At 61.0% G+C, this 20,675-nt stretch carries 15 protein-coding genes, 3 pseudogenes and 1 riboswitch; of the genes and pseudogenes, 11 read left to right on the plus strand and 7 right to left on the minus strand.

What is annotated here, in order from left to right; all coding sequences use genetic code 11:
- Positions 1-390 precede the first annotated feature (390 nt).
- From JN403_RS06015 to hydA, 7 genes and pseudogenes are all read left to right on the plus strand, one after another.
- Complete coding sequence (locus JN403_RS06015; RefSeq protein ID WP_065991205.1) at positions 391-1,167, plus strand: transporter substrate-binding domain-containing protein; 777 nt, start codon at positions 391-393, stop codon at positions 1,165-1,167.
- 52 nt (positions 1,168-1,219) lie between these two features.
- Positions 1,220-1,897: an amino acid ABC transporter permease gene (locus tag JN403_RS06020; protein WP_122536424.1), complete on the plus strand. Its 678-nt coding sequence runs from the start codon at positions 1,220-1,222 to the stop codon at positions 1,895-1,897.
- Positions 1,894-2,627 (plus strand): annotated as a pseudogene (locus JN403_RS06025) (amino acid ABC transporter ATP-binding protein). The gene JN403_RS06020 and the pseudogene JN403_RS06025 overlap by 4 nt, the downstream one beginning before the upstream one ends.
- 21 nt (positions 2,628-2,648) lie before the next feature.
- Positions 2,649-3,896: a cysteine desulfurase-like protein gene (locus JN403_RS06030; RefSeq protein WP_205486131.1), complete on the plus strand. Its 1,248-nt coding sequence runs from the start codon at positions 2,649-2,651 to the stop codon at positions 3,894-3,896.
- A gap of 18 nt (positions 3,897-3,914) precedes the next feature.
- Complete coding sequence (locus JN403_RS06035; RefSeq protein WP_205486133.1) at positions 3,915-4,787, plus strand: MurR/RpiR family transcriptional regulator; 873 nt, start codon at positions 3,915-3,917, stop codon at positions 4,785-4,787.
- Between the two features lie 52 nt (positions 4,788-4,839).
- On the plus strand, positions 4,840-5,736 hold the full coding sequence (locus JN403_RS06040) for an allantoinase PuuE (RefSeq protein ID WP_205486136.1): 897 nt from the start codon (positions 4,840-4,842) through the stop codon (positions 5,734-5,736).
- Between the two features lie 13 nt (positions 5,737-5,749).
- The gene (gene hydA, locus JN403_RS06045) at positions 5,750-7,186 is read left to right on the plus strand and encodes a dihydropyrimidinase (RefSeq protein WP_205486138.1); all 1,437 of its coding nucleotides are present in this window, start codon (positions 5,750-5,752) and stop codon (positions 7,184-7,186) included.
- Between the two features lie 217 nt (positions 7,187-7,403).
- Here hydA and JN403_RS06050 read toward each other — a convergent pair.
- Both JN403_RS06050 and JN403_RS06055 read right to left on the minus strand, forming a co-directional pair.
- Positions 7,404-8,114: pseudogene (locus JN403_RS06050) on the minus strand (16S rRNA (uracil(1498)-N(3))-methyltransferase); the annotation flags it as partial.
- A gap of 59 nt (positions 8,115-8,173) precedes the next feature.
- Positions 8,174-9,580, minus strand: a complete 1,407-nt coding sequence (locus JN403_RS06055; RefSeq protein WP_205486141.1) for an adenosylmethionine--8-amino-7-oxononanoate transaminase — start codon at positions 9,578-9,580, stop codon at positions 8,174-8,176.
- Positions 9,581-9,814: 234 nt separating this feature from the next.
- Here JN403_RS06055 and JN403_RS06060 point away from each other — a divergent pair, with 234 nt between their 5' ends.
- From JN403_RS06060 to JN403_RS06070, 3 genes are all read left to right on the plus strand, one after another.
- Entirely contained in the window at positions 9,815-11,626 is a 1,812-nt protein-coding gene (locus JN403_RS06060; protein ID WP_205486143.1) for a flavin monoamine oxidase family protein, read from the plus strand.
- Positions 11,627-11,823: 197 nt separating this feature from the next.
- A complete protein-coding gene (locus JN403_RS06065) occupies positions 11,824-12,375 on the plus strand; it encodes a cytochrome b (RefSeq protein ID WP_122624438.1) in 552 nt (183 codons plus the stop codon).
- Between the two features lie 31 nt (positions 12,376-12,406).
- Positions 12,407-13,003, plus strand: a complete 597-nt coding sequence (locus tag JN403_RS06070) for a YceI family protein (RefSeq protein WP_122536433.1) — start codon at positions 12,407-12,409, stop codon at positions 13,001-13,003.
- Positions 13,004-13,384: 381 nt separating this feature from the next.
- Here the strand turns inward: JN403_RS06070 and JN403_RS06075 are convergent, their stop codons facing one another.
- The 4 genes and pseudogenes from JN403_RS06075 to ahcY all read right to left on the minus strand — a co-directional run bounded on the left by JN403_RS06075 (position 13,385) and on the right by ahcY (position 18,995).
- A complete protein-coding gene (locus tag JN403_RS06075) occupies positions 13,385-15,310 on the minus strand; it encodes a DEAD/DEAH box helicase (RefSeq protein WP_205486145.1) in 1,926 nt (641 codons plus the stop codon).
- 277 nt (positions 15,311-15,587) lie between these two features.
- Positions 15,588-16,396: pseudogene (locus tag JN403_RS06080) on the minus strand (transporter substrate-binding domain-containing protein).
- Between the two features lie 152 nt (positions 16,397-16,548).
- Positions 16,549-17,397, minus strand: coding sequence for a methylenetetrahydrofolate reductase [NAD(P)H] (gene metF, locus JN403_RS06085; RefSeq protein ID WP_205486156.1), 849 nt, complete (start codon positions 17,395-17,397; stop codon positions 16,549-16,551).
- A gap of 188 nt (positions 17,398-17,585) precedes the next feature.
- The gene (gene ahcY, locus JN403_RS06090; RefSeq protein WP_108121059.1) at positions 17,586-18,995 is read right to left on the minus strand and encodes an adenosylhomocysteinase; all 1,410 of its coding nucleotides are present in this window, start codon (positions 18,993-18,995) and stop codon (positions 17,586-17,588) included.
- A gap of 21 nt (positions 18,996-19,016) precedes the next feature.
- A riboswitch (S-adenosyl-L-homocysteine riboswitch) is annotated at positions 19,017-19,125 on the minus strand.
- Positions 19,126-19,320: 195 nt separating this feature from the next.
- Here ahcY and JN403_RS06095 point away from each other — a divergent pair.
- The gene (locus tag JN403_RS06095) at positions 19,321-19,725 is read left to right on the plus strand and encodes a hotdog domain-containing protein (protein WP_133775566.1); all 405 of its coding nucleotides are present in this window, start codon (positions 19,321-19,323) and stop codon (positions 19,723-19,725) included.
- 143 nt (positions 19,726-19,868) lie between these two features.
- Here the strand turns inward: JN403_RS06095 and otnI are convergent, their stop codons facing one another.
- The gene (gene otnI / locus JN403_RS06100; protein WP_205486158.1) at positions 19,869-20,660 is read right to left on the minus strand and encodes a 2-oxo-tetronate isomerase; all 792 of its coding nucleotides are present in this window, start codon (positions 20,658-20,660) and stop codon (positions 19,869-19,871) included.
- Positions 20,661-20,675 lie beyond the last annotated feature (15 nt).

Raw genomic sequence — 20,675 nt, forward strand, 5'->3', positions numbered from 1 at the left:
CGTAGGAGCCGGCTTGCTGGCGAACGCGTCAGGCCAGGCATCCTGATGTTGAATACCAAAGCCGGTTCGCCAGCAAGCCGGCGCCTACGGATGAGGTCCGACCCGCATGGAGCATTTGAAGCAAGCCGACGCTTGCAAGCCCAACCCATCCATGCGCCGCTTCGGTGCATGGCATCCTTCAAATCACTGATCATTTTCTGTACACCCCACAGCCTTGCCCGCTTTCCCACCTGCACCAATGCGGATAACTTTCGCACCTGATTGAAGCATTTAATTCATTTATTTTATTTGTTGAATTATTTGATTCGTCATCCTAGTCTGATCCTCGAAACGCCCCCTCTTGTGGTAAGGCGGCCTTCTTGAACTGACTGATCAATCGGGGAGCTAGACATGAATGTGAAAGTACTCTTGAGCATGGCCGTGGCAACCGCCTTTTCCGCATCCACCTGGGCCGCTGACTGGACCGTCGGCGCCAACGTGGGCAACGTGCCGTGGGAGTTTCAGGACGCGAAAGGCGAGATCGTCGGTTTCGAAGTCGATGTGGTGAAGGAAGTCGCCAAACGCGCCGGCAAGACCGTGGAATTCGTCAACATCCCGTTCAACGGCCTGTTCAGCGCCGTGCAGTCCAAGCGCGCTGACATCGCCATCTCCTCGATCACCATCACCCCTAAACGCCTTGAATCGGTCGGCTTCGCCCAGCCGTATTACGACAGCGACCAATCCCTGTCCGTGCTCGCCAAATCCGGCATCAACGGCCTGAAAGACATGGACGGCAAGGTGGTCGGCGTCGACACCGGTTCCACCGGCGACATGTGGGTCAACGCCCATCAGGCCGAATACAAGTTCAAAGAAGTCTCACGCTATGAAGGGCTGTCGCCTGCGATGCTCGACCTCGCGTCCGGCCGCATGGACGGCTACATCAGCGACATCCCTGCGGTCCTGTACTACATCAAGGACAAGCCGCAGTACAAAGTCGTCGCGAAAATTCCTACCGGCGAGAAGTACTCGTTAATGCACGCCAAGGGCTGGGCCTCAGCCGGTCAGGTCAACGACATCATTTCCACGATGAAGAAAGAAGGCGTGATCGCCGACTTGCACAAGAAGTGGTTCGGTGCCGACGCTGATCCGGAGTCCAGCACCGTCAAAGTGGTCGACGTACTCAAGTAACCCCTGACCGTTCACGCCCGCGTCCGTCACTGCTCGCCACCAAGGAATCGCAATGGAGTTGTTAGAAACGTTCTTCAACTGGAGCGTGTTCGTCGATGCGCTGCCACTGATGCTCCGCGGCCTGGGCGTGACGGTGATGCTCGGTGTGGTCAGCATCATTCTCGGCCTGGTGGGCGGGCTGGTGCTGGCGATGCTGCGGTTGTACGGGTACGCGCCGGTGCGGTTTCTGGCGCGGGTGTACATCGACGTGCTGCGCTCGATTCCATTGCTGGTGCTGTTGGTGCTGATCTATTACGCGCTGCCGTTTGTGGGCATTCGCCTGTCGTCCTTTGCGGCAGCGACTGCGGCGCTGTCGCTGGTGTCCTGCGCGTATTCGGCGGAGATCTTCCGCTCCGGCATCGAAGCCATTCCCCGCGGGCAGTTCGAAGCCTCGGCATCCCAAGGCATGAGTTTTTTCAACACCATGCGCGACATCATCCTGCCCCAGGCCATGCGCATCGTCATGCCGCCGATGACCAGCAACTGCATCAACGTCATGAAAGACACCGCGCTGGCGTCGGTCGTGGCGATGCCTGACCTCCTGAAACAAGCCACTCAAGCCCAGGCGCTGGCGGCCAACCCGACACCGCTGGTGGGCGCGGCGGTGATGTACCTGTTGCTGCTTCTGCCGCTGGTGCAACTGGTGAGCTGGATCGAGCGGCGTAATGGCGCCGGGAGGAAGAGTTCATGAGCACCGTCATCGAAATGGAAGGCGTGGCCAAATTCTACGGGCCATTCCAGGCCCTGACCGACATCAACCTGACTGTCGATCAAGGCGAAGTGGTCGTGATCCTCGGCCCATCGGGCTCCGGGAAATCGACACTGATCCGCTGCATCAACTTGCTGGAGGAGTATCAGCAGGGCGACATCCGCGTCGGCAGCCAGCGCGTTGAAACAGGCCCAAAACTGGCGGGCATCCGCTGCGAAGTCGGCATGGTCTTTCAGAATTTCAATCTGTACCCGCACCTCACCGTGCTCGCCAATGTGGCGCTGGCGCCAGTGCGGGTGCGTGGCATGTCTCGCCGTGACGCCAACGAACGCGCGCGCCTGTTGCTGGAGAAAGTCGGCATGGGCGCCCACGCGGCGAAATACCCGAGCCAGTTGTCCGGTGGCCAGCAGCAGCGCGTGGCAATCGCCCGGACCATGGCGATGGAGCCACGGGTGATCCTGTTTGACGAGCCCACATCGGCACTCGACCCGGAGATGGTCGGCGAAGTGCTGGACGTCATGCAGAACCTCGCCCGCTCCGGCGTGACCATGGTCGTCGTGACCCACGAAATGGGCTTTGCGCGCAAGGTCGCCGACCGGGTGATCTTCATGGAGAACGGCCGAATCATCGAACAGAACAACCCGCACGATTTCTTCACGGCCCCCAAGAGCCGAGAACCCGCGCGTTTTTGCAGGCCATCCTGCATCACTGATCAGACTCTGGAGCTCATCCCTTGAATGCCTTGGACATCGATTACGTACGCAGCCAGTTTCCCGCCCTCGCCAGCGGCTACGCCTACCTGGACAACGCCGGCGGTTCGGCCGTGCTCAAGCCGGTCGCCGAGCGCATCACCGATTACTTGCTCAACAGCGCCGTGCAACTGGGCGCGTCCTACAGTGAGTCGGTGGACGCTGGCGCGCGGGTCATGCAGGCGCGGGAATCGGTCGCGCAACTGATCAACGCGCGCTACCCGGAAGAGTGCGTGATGGGCGGCTCGACCACCCATTTGCTGCAAATCCTCTGCCGCGCCATCGCGCCGTCGATCAATCCCGGCGACGAAATCATCGTCACCAACTGCGACCACGAAGCCAATATCGGGCCGTGGGTGCGGTTGTGCGAAGAGCGCGGGGCGACATTGCGCGTCTGGGCGGTCAACGCGCAGAGCATGGACCTGGAACTCGGCGATCTGGACGCGCTGCTCAGCGACAAGACCCGCTACCTGGCCATGACCCATGCGTCTAACATCCTTGGCAGCGTCAACCCGGTCGCCGAAGTTGCGCGCCGGGTGCACGCGGTGGGCGGCAAGGTGTGCGTCGATGCCGTGGCCTACGCGCCCCATCGGCTGGTCGATGTGCAGGCCAGCGGCGCCGATTATTACGTGTTTAGTTTCTACAAGACCTTCGGCCCACACTTCGCTGTGCTGTGGGGCAAGCGGGAAGCATTGCTGGAACTGCCGAGCCTGAACCACTTTTTCATCGGTCAGGAAGTCATTCCCTACAAGCTGCAGCCGGGCAACTTGAATTACGAGCTGTCCTACGGCTGCATCGGCATCAGCGACTATCTGATCGACATCGGCCAACGGCTCGGCGCCAGCGGCAGCGAACGCCAGTTGATGCAGGCCGCTTTCGATGCCTTTGAAGTCCAGGAAGACCTGCTGGCCGAAACGCTGCTGGCGTTTCTGCGGGAGACGCCGGGCGTACGAATCATCGGAAAATCCCGTGTGACTGACGGTGATCGGGTGCCAACCATTAGCTTTGTGGTGGAGGGCATTCAGTCGGAAGCCATCGTGCGTCGAGTGGACAATCACCGCATGGGCATCCGCTTTGGTGACTTCTATGCTCGCCGCCTGATCGAACAGTTGGGGCTGACCCCATACGGCGGCGTGGTTCGTGTGTCGATCGCCCACTACAACAGCGTCGATGAGCTGAATCGTCTGGTGGAGCACCTGGCCCAGGCGATCACAGAGCTGCGTCCCTCCTGACTTTTATCGAGCCTTTTTATGCCTGTACCCCAAACCCTGGCCGAGCTGCGTGCCGCCATCGTCGAACATCAGGAACGCCTGACCGCGCGGCAGCGTGACGCGGCGCATTACCTGAACGAGCACCCCCACGATGTGGCACTGAACACGGTCGCGGCGCTGGCGAAGATCTCCAGCATCCCGTCGTCGGCGTTCATTCGGCTGGCCCAGGCGTTGGGCTTCGGTGGGTTCAGCGATCTGCAGCGCTTGTTCAAGCAGCCGTTGCAGCAGGCCGGGCAGGGCAGTTTCAAAGAGCGCATCCGGCACTATCGCGGCGAGCAATTGCTCGACGATCCCACCGATGTGGGCGCCATGCTCTCGGCGTTCAGCCGCGCGAATATCGTCTCGCTGGAGCACTTGGCCGAAGGCGAGCAAGTCGAGGCCATCGAGCGCGCCATCGAGCTGTTGGAACAGGCGCGCACCACCTTCGTGGTCGGCATGCGTCGCTCGTTTCCCATGGCGTCCTACCTGAGTTACGCGCTCAGCCGTGTCGGTCGTCGCGCCGTTCATATCAGCGGTCTGGGCGGCAGTTTGCGCGAGCAGGTCGGCGCGCTGCACGGCGATGACGTGCTGGTGGCGGTGAGTTTTCCGCCGTACGCGCAGGAAACCATCGACGCCTGTGAGCAAGCCGTCGCCGCAGGGACGCCCATCGTTGCGATCACTGACAGCATTCTCAGCCCCATCGGACAAACCGCGTCGGTGATGATCGAGGTCAACGACGCCGAGCTGCTGGGCTTTCGCTCGCTCACCGCCGCCTTCTGCATCGCGCAGACCCTGGCCATGGGCCTGGCCTTTCGCACCGGCCAGAACCTCGATGGCCCCGACCACGATGCACTGAAAACCATCGACTGCTGAGCCTTGGCTTGGCGGTCTGCCGACTGTTCGAACGTTGCAGGAGTAGGCTTTTATGGCATCACCCATTCGAGATCTGGTCGGCTACGGCCGGCAGCGGCCCCAAGGCACGTGGCCCAACGGTGCGCGGCTGGCCGTCAACTTTGTCATCAATTACGAAGAAGGCTCGGAGCGTTCCCTGGCCATGGGCGATCCTGACCAGGAGAGCATGACCGAGTGGGGCAGCTATCAGTTTCCCGACGGCGTACGCAATCTGGCGATGGAATCGATGTACGAGTACGGCGCCCGGGTCGGCATCTGGCGCATCCTCGACATCCTGCAACAGGCCAACGTCCCGGCGACCTTTCATGCCTGCGCGGTGGCCTTCGAGCAGAACCCCGATGTCGCCAAAGCGGCGGTCGAGCTGGGCCATGAAATCTGCAGCCACGGCTATCGCTGGGAGGAGGTGTTCCGCCTGACCGAGGCCGAGGAGCGCGAGCACATTCGTCTGGCGATCGAGTCGTTCGAGCGCACCTGCGGCAAGCGTCCGGTGGGCTGGTATTGCCGCTACGGCGCCAGCGTTCATACGCGGCGGCTGGTGGCGGAAGAGGGCGGTTTTCTCTATGACTCCGACGCCTACAACGATGACGTTCCGTATTTCGTCGACGTCGAGGGCAAGCAACATCTGGTGGTGCCGTACACCAGCGACGTCAACGACTTCCGTTACTGGAACTCCCCGGGCTTGTCCCAGGCGTCCGATTTCCTCGAGTACATGAAGGAAAGCTTCGAAGTGCTGTACGAAGAATCCGCCGACGGCTTGCGAATGATGTCCATCGGGCTGCACCCACGCATGGTCGGACGTCCAGGCCGGGTCCGCGCGATCAAGCATTTCATCGAGTACGCCCAGGCCCGCGAAGGCGTCTGGTTCACCACCCGCGAAGAGATCGCCAAGGCTTGGCTGACCCGCGCCTGACGGAGTGAACGACATGCAGGCTTTTGATCTGATCATCCGCAACGCCAATGTGGTGACGGCGGCGGACGGTTTCCTGTGCGACATCGGCGTGCGCGACGGCCGAATCGTCGCGCTGGGTCTTGGTCTGCAAGGTGCGGCAGAGGAAGTCGATGCACGGGGGCGAACCGTCACCCCCGGCGGGATCGACAGCCATGTGCATCTGGATCAGCCGACCGGCGACGGTTCGGTCATGGCCGATGATTTCGAAAGCGGCACCCGCTCGGCGGCTTGTGGCGGGACGACTACGGTGATTCCCTTTGCCTGCCAGCAGAAGGGACAAAGCCTGCGGGCGGCGGTGGAGGATTACCATCGGCGCGCGGACGGTCGGGCAGTCATCGATTACGCGTTTCACCTCATTGTCACCGACCCCACCGACGACGTGCTGCGCCGCGAGCTGCCCGAGCTGATTGCCGAGGGCTACACCTCGTTCAAGATCTACATGACCTATGACGCCCTGAAACTCAACGACCGCGAGATTTTGGAAACCCTGTCGGTGGCGCGGGCCGAAGGCGCGATGGTGATGCTCCACGCCGAAAACAGCGACTGCATCGCCTGGCTGACCGAGCGCCTGCTCGCCGCCGGCCACAGCGCGCCGCGTTACCACGCCAGCTCTCGTCCCATGCTGGTCGAGCGCGAGGCCACGCACCGGGCCATTGCGCTGGCCGAGCTGGTGGATGTGCCGATTCTCATCGTCCATGTGTCGGGGCGCGAGGCCATTGAACAGATTCGCTGGGCCCAGAGCCACGGCTTGAAGGTCTACGGCGAGACCTGTCCGCAGTATCTGTTTCTCACCGCAGATTCACTGGGCTGCGATGACAGCTTCGAAGGCGCGAAATGCATCTGCAGCCCGCCGCCGAGAGACGCCGGCAATCAGCAAGTGGTCTGGGACGGCTTGCAGAATGGCTCGTTTGAAGTGTTCTCATCGGATCACGCGCCGTTTCGCTACGGCGGCCCGGACGGCAAACGTGCCCATGGCGAGGCGGCGCCGTTTTCCGAAGTGGCCAACGGCATTCCGGGCGTCGAGACACGCATGGCGCTGCTCTGGTCTGAAGGCGTGCGCAAGGGGCGAATCACCCCGCAGGCATTTGTCGCGCTGACGGCGACTAACGCGGCGCGGTTGTACGGTTTGTATCCGCGTAAGGGCAGCATCGCCATTGGGTCGGACGCGGATCTGGTGATCTGGGATGAAGGCCTGGACATCAAGCTGACCAACGAAATGCTGCACCACAACGTCGATTACACCCCGTACGAAGGTATGCGCTTGAGTGCATGGCCGGCGATGACCTTCGCCAGAGGGGAGCGAGTGTGGGACGGCAGCCCGTTGGGTGAACCGGGGCGCGGAGAGTTTCTGCCCTGCGCCCGGCCGGAACCTGCGAAAGCGCGGCGTCGAGAGTCGGAGTTACCGGAGTGATGACTGTTGCACATCATCATTGCAGCGATTTCAGCTGACTCACACCATTCTTGTGGGAGCCGAGCTTGCTCGCGAAGAGGCACGAACATCCGCTAAATCTCTGGCGGATGTACGCGCCCCCTGTAGGGCTGGCTTCAGCCGGGAAGGCCGGTGTGTGCGCCATCAATTTCGCAGCGTGACGCCTGACGCTTTCCCGGCTGAAGCCGGTCCTACAAATCCCCCACAACTGTTGCGCGATGCTCAGCGCCACCACGGGCGCGGTTTCGGTGCGCAGCACGCGGGGGCCGAGGCGGGCGGCGTGGAAACCGGCGTCCTGCGCCTGAGCCACCTCGGCGTCGTTCAGCCCGCCTTCCGGACCAATCAGAAACGCCAGACTGCCGGGCTTTTCATGGCTGGTCAGGGGTGCGGCCACCGGGTGCAGCACCAGCTTCAAGTCCGCTTCTGTCTGCTTGAGCCAGTCAGCCAGGGTCACGGGAGCATGGATCACCGGCACCACTGAGCGCCCGCACTGTTCACAGGCACTGATTGCGATCTGCTGCCAGTGTGCCTGACGCTTTTCCGCACGCTCATCTTTCAGGCGAACTTCGCAGCGCTCGCTGATGATCGGGGTGATTTGCGTCACGCCCAGCTCGGTGGCTTTCTGAATCGCCCAATCCATCCGCTCACCCCTTGAGAGGCCCTGCCCAAGGTGGATGTGCAACGGCGACTCCGGCTGACCGGCAAAGCTTTCGTTTACCTGCACCCGGACCTGCTTTTTGCCGACTTCCGCCAGCGTGGCGCGAAACTCATTGCCCGAGCCATCGAACAGCTGCACCGCGTCACCTTCGGACATGCGCAACACGCGGCTGATGTAATGGGCCTGGGCCTCTGGCAGTTCGTGCTCACCGGCGCTGAGGGAGGCATCGACGAAAAAGCGGGACAGTCTCATGGTTGTGTCTCTAAAGATTGTGTTGAATGCAGCACCTGGAGAATGGGTGTACCGGCTTGCTAGCCGGGATCACGAAAGTCCGGATGGAAGTTTTCCCTCACCGCCACACTCACGCTGCTGCGTGTCGCGATGTCGATCCCTTCGGTCGCCACGTCGGCCAGGAAGTCGATCTGCTCCGGCGTGATCACGTAAGGCGGCAGGAAGTACACCACGCTGCCCAGCGGACGCAGCAGTGCACCTCGGGTCAGCGCGTGCTCGAACACCTTCAGCCCGCGCCGTTCCTGCCACGGATACGGCGTTTTGCTGGCTTTGTCCTGCACCATCTCGATGGCAATCGCCATCCCGGTCTGCCGCACTTCAGCGACGTTCGGGTGATCGACCAGATGCGCCGTCGCGGTCTTCATGCGCTGGGCCAGCGCCTTGTTGTTTTCGATGACGTTGTCCTGCTCGAAAATATCCAGCGTCGCCAACGCCGCCGCGCACGCCAAGGGGTTGCCGGTGTAACTGTGGGAGTGCAGGAAAGCGCGCAAGGTCGGGTAGTCGTCGTAAAACGCGTCGTACACGTCATCGGTGGTGATGCACGCTGCCAACGGCAGATAACCGCCGGTCAGCGCCTTGGACAGGCACAGGAAATCCGGTCGGATGCCGGCTTGTTCGCAGGCAAACATGGTCCCGGTGCGGCCGAAGCCCACCGCGATCTCGTCATGAATCAGGTGCACGCCATACCGGTCGCAGGCCTCGCGCAGCAGCTTGAGGTAGATCGGGTCGTACATGCGCATGCCGCCTGCGCCTTGAATCAGCGGCTCGATGATCACCGCCGCGACGCTGTCGTGATGCTCGGCGAGGGTCTGCTCCATCACCGTGAACATCGTGCGGGTGTGCTCTTCCCAGCTCACGCCTTCAGGCCGGTGATAGCAGTCAGGGCTCGGCACCTTGATGGTGTCCATCAGCAGCGCTTTGTAGGTTTCGGTGAACAGTGGCACGTCACCGACTGCCATCGCTGCCATGGTCTCGCCGTGGTAGCTGTTGGTCAGAGTGACGAAGCGTTTTTTGTCCGGCTTGCTGCGATTGAGCCAGTAATGAAAGCTCATTTTCAACGCGACTTCGATGCAGGACGAACCGTTGTCAGCGTAGAAGCAGCGCGTCAGCCCTTCGGGCGTCATCGCCACCAGGCGCTCGGACAGCTCGATGACCGGCTGATGGCTGAAGCCCGCCAGAATCACGTGCTCCAGCTGATCGACCTGATCCTTGATGCGCTGATTGATGCGCGGGTTGGCGTGGCCGAATACGTTGACCCACCAGGAGCTGACCGCGTCGAGGTAGCGCTTGCCTTCGAAGTCCTCCAGCCAGACCCCTTCGCCGCGCTTGATCGGAATCAGCGGCAGTTTTTCGTGGTCTTTCATCTGGGTGCAGGGGTGCCAAAGGACCTTCAGGTCGCGCTGCATCCACTGGTCGTTAAGGCCCATTACTCTTCTCCACATAGCGGCTCGCATGGCGCGAGGGCAAACAATCGCGCAAGCCTATGCAATGCATGCCAGCGGAACAACCTTTAGCGCGTTGTTTAAATCGCTCCGGTTACCACTTTCAAGCCTGACGGACATTGCTGGCGGGCGTTTCGCGGCTCGCGTATCCTTCGCGCTCTTCGAAAAATCGGACAACAAAATCCGACAATTCCCCCGTTTTTCTCCGGAGTTCGCTGAATGCTTTCTGGTTGGCTGCGCGCCTGTGCGTTGGTGATGGTTGGGATGGTCAGCGCTTCAGCGCTTGCCGTGGATAAGCCGCATACGGTGATTGTCGTAGGCGGCGGTCTGGCGGGACTCACGACGGCTTACGAGCTGCAGAGCAAAGGCTGGCAAGTCACCTTGCTGGAAGCCAAACCCAACGTCGGCGGCCGCTCCGGTCTGGCCGGCAGCGAGTGGATTGGCAACGCCAAGGCCCAGCCGGTGCTCAATCAGTACATTGATCGCTTCAAGATCAAGGCGGTGCCCGCGCCGGAGTTCGTGCGGACCCCGAGCTACCTGATCGAAGGCGAGTACTTCACCGGCGCCGACCTGGCGACCAAACAGCCAGCGACCGCTGAAGCCATCAACCGCTACGAAGCGGCGGTGGATGACCTGGCCCGCTCGATCACTGACCCGGACAACCCGGCAGCCAACAGCACGCTGTTTGCACTGGACCAGATCACCGTCGCCAACTGGCTGGACCGTCTGAGCCTGCCACCGACTGCGCGCCAGTTGATCAATCAGCAGATTCGTACGCGCTATGACGAACCTTCGCGTCTGTCGCTGCTGTATCTCGCACAACAAACGCGGGTCAATCGCAACGTCGACGACCGCGACCGTCGCGCCGCTCGCCTGCCGGGTGGCAGCGCGGTGCTGGCCGAGGAATTCGTCAAACAGCTGAAAGTCATCAAGACCAATTCGCCGGTGTCGGCCATCAACCAGGACAAGGACGGCGTGACCGTCAAGGTCGGTTCGCTGGGTTACGAAGCCGAATATGTGGTGTTAGCCGTGCCGTTGCGCGCACTGAGCAAGATCCAGATGACCCCGGCCCTGGACGCCCAGCGTCTGGGCGCGATCAAGAGCACCAACTACGGCTGGCATGACCAGATCATGCTCAAATTCAAGACCCCGGTCTGGGACAGCAAGGCGCGCATGTCCGGCGAGATCTACAGCAACACCGGCCTCGGCATGCTGTGGGTCGAGCCTGCGCTGAAGGGCGGCGCTAACGTCGTGATCAACCTGTCCGGCGACAACGCCCGCATCATGCAGGCGTTCGGCGACAAGCAACTGGTGGATCAAGTGCTGATCCGCATGCAGGCGTTCTATCCACAGGCCCGCGGCGCGTTCACCGGTTATGAGCTGCGTCGTTCCAGCATCGACCCGTCCAGCGGCGGCGCGTACCTGGCGTTCGGCCCGGGCCAGATCAGCAAGTACTGGCGCTTGTGGGAACGTCCGCTGCAGCGCGTAGCCTTCGCCGGCGAACACACTGACACTCTGTACCCGGGCACCCTGGAAGGCGCATTGCGTTCAGGTCAGCGCGCGGCGATTCAGGTGCAGGGTCTGTCCGAAGGCAAGTCGTACGAACCGGTCAAAGCACCGCCACCGAAGGCCCCTGAACCGGTTAAAGAGAGCAGCGGCGGCATTGGCGGCTTCTTCTCGAACCTGTTCGGCGGTTCCAAGCCTGAGCCGAAACCGGCCGAGAAAGCGCCAGCACCTACTCCGGCCCCGGCTCCAGCGCCTGCGCCAGTAACCCCGCCGCCAGCGCCAGTGGTTGAACCAGCCAAGCCTGCGGTCGTGGAGCCTGCGAAAAAGGCACCGGCCAAGAAAGAACCGGCGAAAAAGGAGCCCGTTAAAAGGCTCCGGCCAAACCGGCCCCCACCCATAAAGCCCCTGCCAAAACCGAGGCTGCGAAAAAAGCGCCGGCCAAGGCTACGAGTGACAAGGCAGCACCGACCACTCCGGCGGCGGCTCCAGCAGCTCCCGCGACCGACAGCAAAAACTGATCGGTAACGGCTGAAAACAAAGGCGCGGCTTGATACCGCGCCTTTTTTCGCCTGGATGAACCGTAACGCTGGCTTAATCTCCTTCGGACGAAAATATGTCAGAAGATTTCAATCGGATTTTCTGATTCTTCAAAGCAACATTTTGCGCTTTCTTTCGATAGGTAAAGCGCTAGTCTCTCCCTCGGCCCTCACAGGATATTCAGCATGCAGCTACGCAACTCTTCTTCTCGCTATGGCTGGGTCAGCATCGTTTTGCATTGGGGTGTCGCGCTGACGGTGTTCGGCATGTTTGCGCTAGGGTTGTGGATGGTGGGGCTGGGCTATTACGACACGTGGCGCAAGGCTGGCCCTGACCTGCACAAGAGCATCGGCATCACGCTGTTCCTGTTCATGCTGATCCGGGTGATCTGGCGTTTCCTCAGTCCGCCGCCAGCAGCGCCTGCTACCCACAGCCGGTTTGTGAAGACGGCTGCGAAACTGGGGCACGCGTTTCTGTACCTGGACCTGTTTCTGGTGATGTTCGCCGGTTACCTGATTTCCACCGCAGACGGTGTCGGGATTCCGGTGTTTGGATTGTTCGAAGTGCCTGCATTGATCAGCGGACTGCCCGACCAGGCAGACGTGGCGGGCACCGTTCACTTGTACCTGGCCTGGACCCTGGTGATTTTCGCTGGACTCCACGGGCTGGCCGCTTTGAAGCATCACTTCGTTGATCGTGATGCCACGCTTGTACGTATGCTTGGCCGTAAGGCCTGATACTCAATTCAACTGGAAAGGAAGAAGACGTATGTTGAAAAAGACACTTGCTGCACTGGCCCTTGGTACCGCGCTGCTGACAGCGGGTCAGGCAATGGCCGCTGATTACACGATCGACAAGGAAGGCCAGCACGCCTTCATCAACTTCAAGATCAGCCACTTGGGCTACAGCTTCATCTACGGCACGTTCAAGGACTGGACCGGCACATTCAGCTTCGACGCCGCCAAGCCTGAAGACAGCAAGATCAGCATCGACGTCAAGACCGCCAGCGTCTTCACCAACCACGCTGAACGTGACAAGCACATCAGCAGCAAGGACTTCCTCGACGTCGCAACTTATCCTGACGCCAAATTCGTCTCCACCAAGGTCAGCAACGTCGGCAAGAACGCCGATGGCAAAACCACGGCTGACGTGACTGGCGACCTGACCCTGCACGGCGTGACCAAGTCGGTTGTGGTCAAGACCACCTTCCTGGGTGAAGGCAAGGATCCATGGGGCGGCTACCGCGCCGGCTTCGAGGGCACTACCTCGATCAAGCGTTCTGATTTCGGCAAGATGATGGACCTGGGTCCACAGTCCGACACCATGGACCTGGACATCTCGTTCGAAGGCGTCAAAGCCAAGTAAGACCCGTTGCTGTAGTGATAAAGCGCCGACCTTTAGGTCGGCGTTTTTGTGTCGGTGGGACCGGCTTTAGCCGGGAAGAGGCCGGTGTGGGCGCCATCAATTTGCAGCGTAGCGCTTGACGTCTTCCCGGCTAAAGCCAGTCCTACCAGATGTGCGCGGTCAGTGGGACCGGCTTTAGCCGGGAAGAGGCCGGTGTGTGCGCCATCAATTTTGCAGCGTGGCGATTGACGTCTTCCCGGCTAAAGCCAGTCCTACAGATGTGCGCGAGGCTGGTAGGACTGGCTTCAGCCGGGGAGAGGTCCGGGTTTCAAGAACAGGCAGAAACAAAAACGCCCCGAACCAGTCGGGGCGTTTTATTTGCTACTCAACAACCGGCGCTGCTTAACCTTCGCGGTTGCGGGTCAGCAGGGCTGGTTTTTCACCGCGTGGGCGGCTTGGCAACTGATCAAGTTGTTCAGCCGAAGGGAAACGATCGCCCTTGGACTCTTTGTGCATGATCTTCGGTGCAGGCTGACCGTCGCGAGGGCCGCGAACCGCTGGCTCCTGACGCGCTGGCTGGTCTTCGCGTGCCGGGCGACGGGCACGAGGCTGGTCTTCACGGCGAGCCTGACCATCACGGCCGGAGCCGTTGCGAGGACCGCTGCGTTTGGCCGGAGCGCCGGCGGTGTCGGTGCTGGCGGGAGCGCCAGTGGCCGAACCGCTGCCTGAACCACCGCGCGGACCGCTACGGCCTGGCGCCTGACCACGCGGCGCCGGTGCAGCCCCAGTGGCAGGAGCGCCCGGACGACGACCGCGGCTCTGGTTCTTGTTCTGGTACGGGCTGACGTAATCGGCGCGGTTACCGAAGTTGTCCACTTCGTCATCGAGGAATTCGTCGGGTGCGCGATTCGCACCTGACGCTGCCGGCTGCGACTGACGTGACTCGCTCGACGCGGTGCCCTGACGCGGCTTTTGCGGGCGCGCCGGACGTGCCGGGCGCTCGCCCGAAGGTGCGGCCGCTGCCGATGCCGGCTTTTCCTTGCCCTTGTCTTTGCCTTTGTCCTTGCGACCGCCACCACCGCCGCCGCCGTTCGGACCGTCGCCACGCGGGCCACGGGCATTGCGTGGGTTACGCACGTCCGGACGCTCGCGGACTTCCGGCTTCTCGGCTTCAACGGCCGTGATGTCGAAGCCCATCAGATCGCCGTCGGCAATCTTTTGCTTGGTCATGCGCTCGATGCTTTTCAGCAGCTTCTCTTCGTCCGGCGCAACCAGCGAGATCGCCTCGCCGCTACGGCCTGCGCGACCGGTACGACCGATGCGGTGCACGTAGTCTTCATCGACGTTAGGCAGCTCGAAGTTGACCACGTGGGGCAACTGGTCGATGTCCAGACCGCGGGCAGCGATGTCGGTCGCGACCATGATGCGGACGGTGCCAGCCTTGAAATCCGCCAACGCTTTGGTGCGCGCGTTCTGGCTCTTGTTGCCGTGGATCGCCACAGCGCTGAGGCCGTGTTTATCCAGGTACTCGGCCAAGCGGTTGGCGCCGTGCTTGGTGCGGGTGAACACCAGGACCTGCTCCCACGCGCCTTGAGTGATCAAGTGCGCCAGGAGCGAGCGCTTGTGGTTGGCCGGCAGGCGGAAGACGCGTTGTTCGATGCGCTCGACCGTGGTGTTCGGCGGCGTGACTTCGATGCGTTCCGGGTTGTGCAGAAGTTTGCCGGCCAGCGCGGTGATGTCCTGAGAGAACGTTGCCGAGAACAGCAGGTTCTGACGCTTGGACGGCAGGCGCGCGAGGACTTTCTTCACGTCGTGAACGAAGCCCATGTCGAGCATGCGGTCGGCTTCGTCGAGTACGAGGATCTCAACGTGGGACAGATCGACGCTGCCCTGACCGGCCAGATCGAGCAAACGACCCGGGCAGGCGACCAGTACGTCGACGCCGCGCGCCATGGCCTGGACCTGTGGGTTCATGCCGACACCGCCGAAGATGCAGGTACTGACGAACTTGAGGTTCTTGGCGTAGATCTTGAAGCTGTCGTGGACTTGAGCGGCCAGTTCACGGGTCGGGGTCAGGACCAGAACGCGGGGTTGGCGCGGGCCGTGACGCTGGGATTTGTCCGGATGACCGTTGGGAAACAACCGCTCCAGGATTGGGAGGGCGAAACCACCGGTTTTACCAGTACCTGTCTGGGCGGCGACCATAAGATCGCGGCCTTGCAACACGGCGGGAATGGCCCGCTGTTGCACTGGGGTAGGCTGGGTGTAGCCAGCAGCCTCGATGGCGCTGACTAAAGCCTCGGAGAGACCGAGGGAAGCAAAGGACATGAGTAATCCTGTCTTGAGTTGGGGCCATAGAGGCCCAAATAGGGATGATCTTCCAGGCGCAGACTAAAGGTTCTGCACGTAACGTGAATGCGCTCGACCCTGCTGCGGTCATCGCACACTCCTTGGAAGGTGCAATGGCGTCCGGTCCTGTGGAGGTCTGTAAGTTCAACTCGGGCAGGGGCGCAAAAAGTGCGCTGCTGACGTGTTCGAGAAGTCTTCTGTGAGACCGTGCACCCGGGCGCAAGCCTGGCGGGGACGCCGGAGTATAACAGAGCAATCACAACGCGCTGCTTTCCTGCTGCTCAACGGTTTTATCGACACTTTCCCCGGTTCTGCAGGTAATGTCGTCAGTGTTTCGCCGGTGTACCGCTCCACCAGTTTCGCGTACGCGGGTTCGCGCTTGAAACGCTTGAGTTCTGCGCTGAAGCGCTGGGCCAGCAAGTCCATGCCGGCATTGGGGCGCAGCGCCAGGTACTGCCCCCGGTGGTTGAGCACGGTCGGCAACTGACTGACCTGGCCTTCCAGCTTGAGTCGCTCGATCATCTGTCGGCCCAGCAGGCGATCGGTCACCATCAAATCGATGCGGCCGCGAATCAGTTTGCCGAAGTTCGCTTCATGGCTTGGCGCAGGCTCGCGGATGAACGCCGTCGAGCTGTCAAACGCCGGGCTGTATTTATAACCCGGAGAAACGCCGACGGTCAGCCCGTGCAGGTCTTCTACGCCATTGAAGGCATGCGGCCGGGCATTGGCTTGAAACAGCACCCAGTCGATGCTCGATAACGGTTCGTTTGGATACAAAAGATCAGGGCGTGCTTCGTCCTTGAAGATGTCGAGAACCCCGTCGGCCTCGCCGTCACGGAGCATCATCAGGCAGCGTTTCCACGGGAGAAACTGCCACTCGACGTCGATGCCCAGACGCTCGAAGACAACCGCCGTCGTGTCGTAATCCAGCCCGGAGGCATGGTTGTCGTCCACGATGACGTACGGGGACCAGGGTTCGGTGACGATCCGCAGTTTTTCGCCCAGCGCGCTGAAGCTCAGGCAGGCGAGAAGAGCGGCAATGAATAGTGGGAGGATGGGCGGCATGCGCGCGAGATTACGACGCGAGCTAACTAAATAAAAGCAATGATTCTCAACAAAAACAGAAGGCTCGGCTCAATGACGGGGCTGGCAGGCCTCGGGGTGACGCGGCCTGCCGGTGAAGCCAGCGCGGTTTCAATCCGTCTGGATTGAAACCGTTATCGTGCAGAGAGCTTGAGGTTGTTCCAGACCGCCAAACTCGGTTCGGCCTGATTCAGCGTGTAGAAATGCAAGCCGGGCGCACCACCGTGCAGCAGTCGTTCGCACATCTCGGTGATGACCTGCTCGCCAAACGCCTGAATGCTCGCCGTGTCGTCGCCGTACGCTTCCAGCTGCTTGCGAACCCAGCGCGGGATCTCCGCACCGCATGCGTCCGAAAAGCGCGCCAGTTTGCTGTAGTTGGTGATCGGCATGATGCCTGGCACGATCGGAATATCCACGCCCATCTTTCGTACGCGCTCAACGAAGTGGAAGTAGCTGTCAGCGTTGAAGAAGTACTGGGTGATCGCACTGTTGGCGCCGGCGTTGGCCTTGCGCACAAAGTTTTTCAGATCGTCTTCGAAATTGCGCGCCTGCGGGTGCATCTCGGGGTAAGCCGCGACTTCGATGTGAAAGTGATCGCCGGTTTCTTCTCGAATGAAGCTCACCAGGTCATTGGCATAACGCAACTCACCGCTGGCCATGCCCATGCCAGAGGGCAGGTCACCGCGCAGGGCAACGATACGTTTGATGCCGGCTTGCTGGTACTGCGTCAGCAAGCTGCGCAGGTCAGCCTTGCTGTCACCGACACACGACAAGTGCGGAGCGGCCGGGACGTGCACTTCTTTTTCCAGCTGCAGCACGGTGTTGATCGTGCGATCGCGCGTGGAACCCCCGGCACCGTAAGTGCAGGAGAAAAATTCGGGGTTGTAGCTGGCCAGCGTACGCGCCGTGGCAAGCAGTTTTTCATGACCAGCGTCGGTCTTCGTCGGGAAGAATTCGAAACTGTAGCTACGGTCTTGGCTCATGGAGCGAGTCTCCAGCGGCAAGCTACAAGCCATAAGCTGCAAGAGTGGCGGTGCGCCGTATCCTGCAGCTCAAGGCTTGCCACCTGGTGCTGCTAAATGCTTGGACGATTTAAAGCCTGACGCGGCAAGTGCTCACAATGGTGATGCCTTTACTTGCCGCTTGAAGCTTGAAGCTTGCCGCTTACTGCTTAGTAGCGATAAGCGTGCGGCTTGAACGGACCTTCGACGGTCACGCCGATATAGTCGGCCTGGGTCTTGGTCAGCTTGGTCACGACGCCGCCGAAGCCGCGTACCATTTCCAGGGCCACTTCTTCGTCCAGCTTCTTCGGCAACACTTCAACGGTCAGACGCTCGGCTTTCTGAGCAGGGCTCAGGTCAGCGTACTTCTGGTTGAACAGGAAGATCTGCGCCAGCACCTGGTTGGCGAACGAGCCGTCCATGATGCGGCTCGGGTGACCGGTTGCGTTGCCCAGGTTCACCAGACGGCCTTCGGCCAGCAGGATCAGGTAGTCGTCGTTCTGCGGGTCAAACTGGCCAGCGCCGGTGCGGTGGATCTTGTGCACTTGCGGCTTCACTTCTTCCCATGCCCAGTTCTTGCGCATGAAAGCCGTGTCGATTTCGTTGTCGAAGTGACCGATGTTGCAGACCACTGCGCGTTTTTTCAGCGCCTTGAGCATGTTGGCGTCGCAGACGTTGACGTTGCCGGTGGTGGTAACGATCAGGTCGATCTTGCCCAGCAGTGCTTTGTCGATGCTCGCTTCGGTGCCGTCGTTCTCGCCGTCGATGAAAGGCGAAACCAGTTCGAAACCGTCCATGCAGGCTTGCATGGCGCAGATCGGGTCGACTTCGGTGACCTTGACGATCATGCCTTCCTGACGCAGCGACTGAGCCGAACCCTTGCCCACGTCACCGTAGCCGATGACCAGCGCTTGCTTGCCGGACAACAGGTGGTCGGTGCCGCGCTTGATGGCGTCGTTCAGGCTGTGACGGCAGCCGTACTTGTTGTCGTTCTTGCTCTTGGTGACCGAGTCGTTGACGTTGATCGCAGGGATCTTCAGTTCGCCCTTGGCCAACATGTCCAGCAGGCGGTGAACGCCCGTGGTGGTCTCTTCGGTCACGCCGTGGACGCGGTCCAGGATGGCCGGGTATTTCTTGTGCAGCAGCTCGGTCAGGTCGCCGCCGTCGTCGAGGATCATGTTGGCGTCCCATGGCTGACCGTCCTTGAGGATGGTCTGCTCCAGGCACCACTCGTACTCGGCTTCGGTCTCGCCTTTCCAGGCGAAAACCGGAATGCCGGCAGCAGCGATGGCGGCAGCGGCCTGATCCTGAGTCGAGAAGATGTTGCAGGACGACCAGCGTACTTCGGCACCCAGGGCAACCAGGGTTTCGATCAGCACGGCAGTCTGAATGGTCATGTGGATGCAGCCGAGAATCTTCGCGCCCTTGAGCGGTTGTTCGCCAGCGTACTTGCGACGCAGGCCCATCAGGGCTGGCATTTCGGATTCGGCGATGATGGTTTCGCGACGGCCCCAGGCAGCCAGGGACATGTCGGCGACTTTGTAGTCGTTGAAATCGTTGGGCGTCAGTACAGCACTCATAAAGAGTCTCCATTCGTAGGGTGCGAATGGGCGCCGTTGTGCGTTTAAAGCTTGATCGGCGGGAAGCCTGATCAAACAACGCCCTCTCCGAGCCTGACAGGTCTAACCTGCTGCAGCGCCCCTCGGACAGGTGGCGGGAAAACGGTCACAAGGTGTGATGACCGTTTTTGAAGCGGTGGCGATTATCTTTCTTTGAGCTGCAAGTGGCAAGCTGCAAGCGGCAAGCGGTAAACAACAGCGGACCTGCTTTTAACTTGCAGCTTCAGGCTTGAAGCTTGAAGCTGGGGCACATCCACCACCGTCTCCCAAACACCCCGGAGCCCCCATGAACTTTCACACCCGCAAATGGGTAAAACCCGAAGACCTCAACCCCAACGGCACGTTATTCGGCGGCAGCCTGTTGCGCTGGATCGACGAAGAAGCGGCCATCTACGCCATTGTCCAGTTGGGCAATCAGCGCGTCGTGACCAAGTACATTTCCGAGATCAACTTTGTCAGCGCCTCGCGTCAGGGGGACATCATCGAACTGGGGATTACCGCCACCGAATTTGGCCGCACCTCCATCACCCTGACCTGCCAGGTGCGCAACAAGATCACCCGCAAGAGCATTCTCACGGTCGAGAAAATGGTCTTCGTGAACCTGGGCGAAGACGGCCTGCCGGCACCCCACGGCAAGACCGAGATCACCTACGTGAAAGATCAGTTCAAGGAAGATGTCATCAACGAGTGATCGCGCAACGGAAGAGGATTCTTGATCAAGGCATAACCCGTAGGAGTGAGCTTGCTCGCGATTGCAGTGTGTCAGGCGAAGAATCTTCGCCTGTCTGACGCATCGCGAGCAAGCTCACTCCTACAGTAAAAAGAGGGTGCCGGTTATGCCGGATCACGCGCCTGCCAGTCCCGCAGCCACTGCAGGCCTTCGCTGGTATCGCCTTTCGGGCGGTACTCGCAGCCGACCCAGCCGGTGTAGCCCAGGCGGTCGATTTCTTCGAACAGCCACGGGTAATTCACTTCCCCCACGCTCGGCTCATGGCGGTCCGGCACACCCGCGATCTGGATGTGGCCGATGCCGGCGAAGTCGCGGCGCAGTTTGCTGGTGACGTCGCCCTCGACGATCTGGCAGTGATAGCAGTCGAACTGCACCCGCAGATTGTCGGCGCCGACTTCTTTAAGCACCGCCTGACCCTGATCCTGACGATTGAGGAAGAAGCCCGGAATGTCCCGGGTGTTGATCGGCTCGATCAACACCGTCAGCCCGACCTTTGCCGCCTGTTGTGCGGCGAAGCTCAGGTTTTCCAGGTACACCGCGTGATGCTTCTGGCGCAGGTCTTCACTGGGCAGCAGGCCGGCCATGACGTGAATCCGGTCATTGCCCAGCACCGCTGCGTAGTCCAGCGCTTTCTGGAAACCGTCGCGGAATTCACTCTCCCGGCCCGGCAACGAAGCAATGCCTCGCTCGCCCTTGGTGAAGTCGCCGGGCGGGGCGTTGAACAGCGCCTGGGTCAGGCCGAAGTCGTCCAGACGCAGCTTGATTTCCTCGGCCTTGAAGTCATACGGAAACAGGTACTCCACGCCCCTGAAACCGTCACTCGCCGCAGCCGAGAAACGCGCCAGAAAGTCGTGTTGCGGATACATCATGCTGAGGTTGGCAGCGAAGCGAGGCATGGTTATCTCCTAATT

Origin of the sequence: Pseudomonas sp. 15A4, from assembly GCF_016925575.1 — a bacterium.
In the GTDB taxonomy this organism is placed as follows: domain Bacteria; phylum Pseudomonadota; class Gammaproteobacteria; order Pseudomonadales; family Pseudomonadaceae; genus Aquipseudomonas.

Excerpts from the sequence above, each read along its gene's own strand:
- ahcY (WP_108121059.1), bottom strand. The coding sequence starts at position 18,995 with ATGAGTGCTGTACTGACGCCCAACGATTTCAACGACTACAAAGTCGCC.
- metF (WP_205486156.1), bottom strand. The coding sequence starts at position 17,397 with ATGAGCCAAGACCGTAGCTACAGTTTCGAATTCTTCCCGACGAAGACC.
- JN403_RS06020 (WP_122536424.1), top strand. The coding sequence starts at position 1,220 with ATGGAGTTGTTAGAAACGTTCTTCAACTGGAGCGTGTTCGTCGATGCG.
- JN403_RS06015 (WP_065991205.1), top strand. The coding sequence starts at position 391 with ATGAATGTGAAAGTACTCTTGAGCATGGCCGTGGCAACCGCCTTTTCC.
- JN403_RS06040 (WP_205486136.1), top strand. The coding sequence starts at position 4,840 with ATGGCATCACCCATTCGAGATCTGGTCGGCTACGGCCGGCAGCGGCCC.
- otnI (WP_205486158.1), bottom strand. The coding sequence starts at position 20,660 with ATGCCTCGCTTCGCTGCCAACCTCAGCATGATGTATCCGCAACACGAC.
- JN403_RS06065 (WP_122624438.1), top strand. The coding sequence starts at position 11,824 with ATGCAGCTACGCAACTCTTCTTCTCGCTATGGCTGGGTCAGCATCGTT.
- JN403_RS06055 (WP_205486141.1), bottom strand. The coding sequence starts at position 9,580 with ATGGGCCTTAACGACCAGTGGATGCAGCGCGACCTGAAGGTCCTTTGG.
- JN403_RS06095 (WP_133775566.1), top strand. The coding sequence starts at position 19,321 with ATGAACTTTCACACCCGCAAATGGGTAAAACCCGAAGACCTCAACCCC.
- hydA (WP_205486138.1), top strand. The coding sequence starts at position 5,750 with ATGCAGGCTTTTGATCTGATCATCCGCAACGCCAATGTGGTGACGGCG.
- JN403_RS06070 (WP_122536433.1), top strand. The coding sequence starts at position 12,407 with ATGTTGAAAAAGACACTTGCTGCACTGGCCCTTGGTACCGCGCTGCTG.
- JN403_RS06035 (WP_205486133.1), top strand. The coding sequence starts at position 3,915 with ATGCCTGTACCCCAAACCCTGGCCGAGCTGCGTGCCGCCATCGTCGAA.
- JN403_RS06075 (WP_205486145.1), bottom strand. The coding sequence starts at position 15,310 with ATGTCCTTTGCTTCCCTCGGTCTCTCCGAGGCTTTAGTCAGCGCCATC.
- JN403_RS06060 (WP_205486143.1), top strand. The coding sequence starts at position 9,815 with ATGCTTTCTGGTTGGCTGCGCGCCTGTGCGTTGGTGATGGTTGGGATG.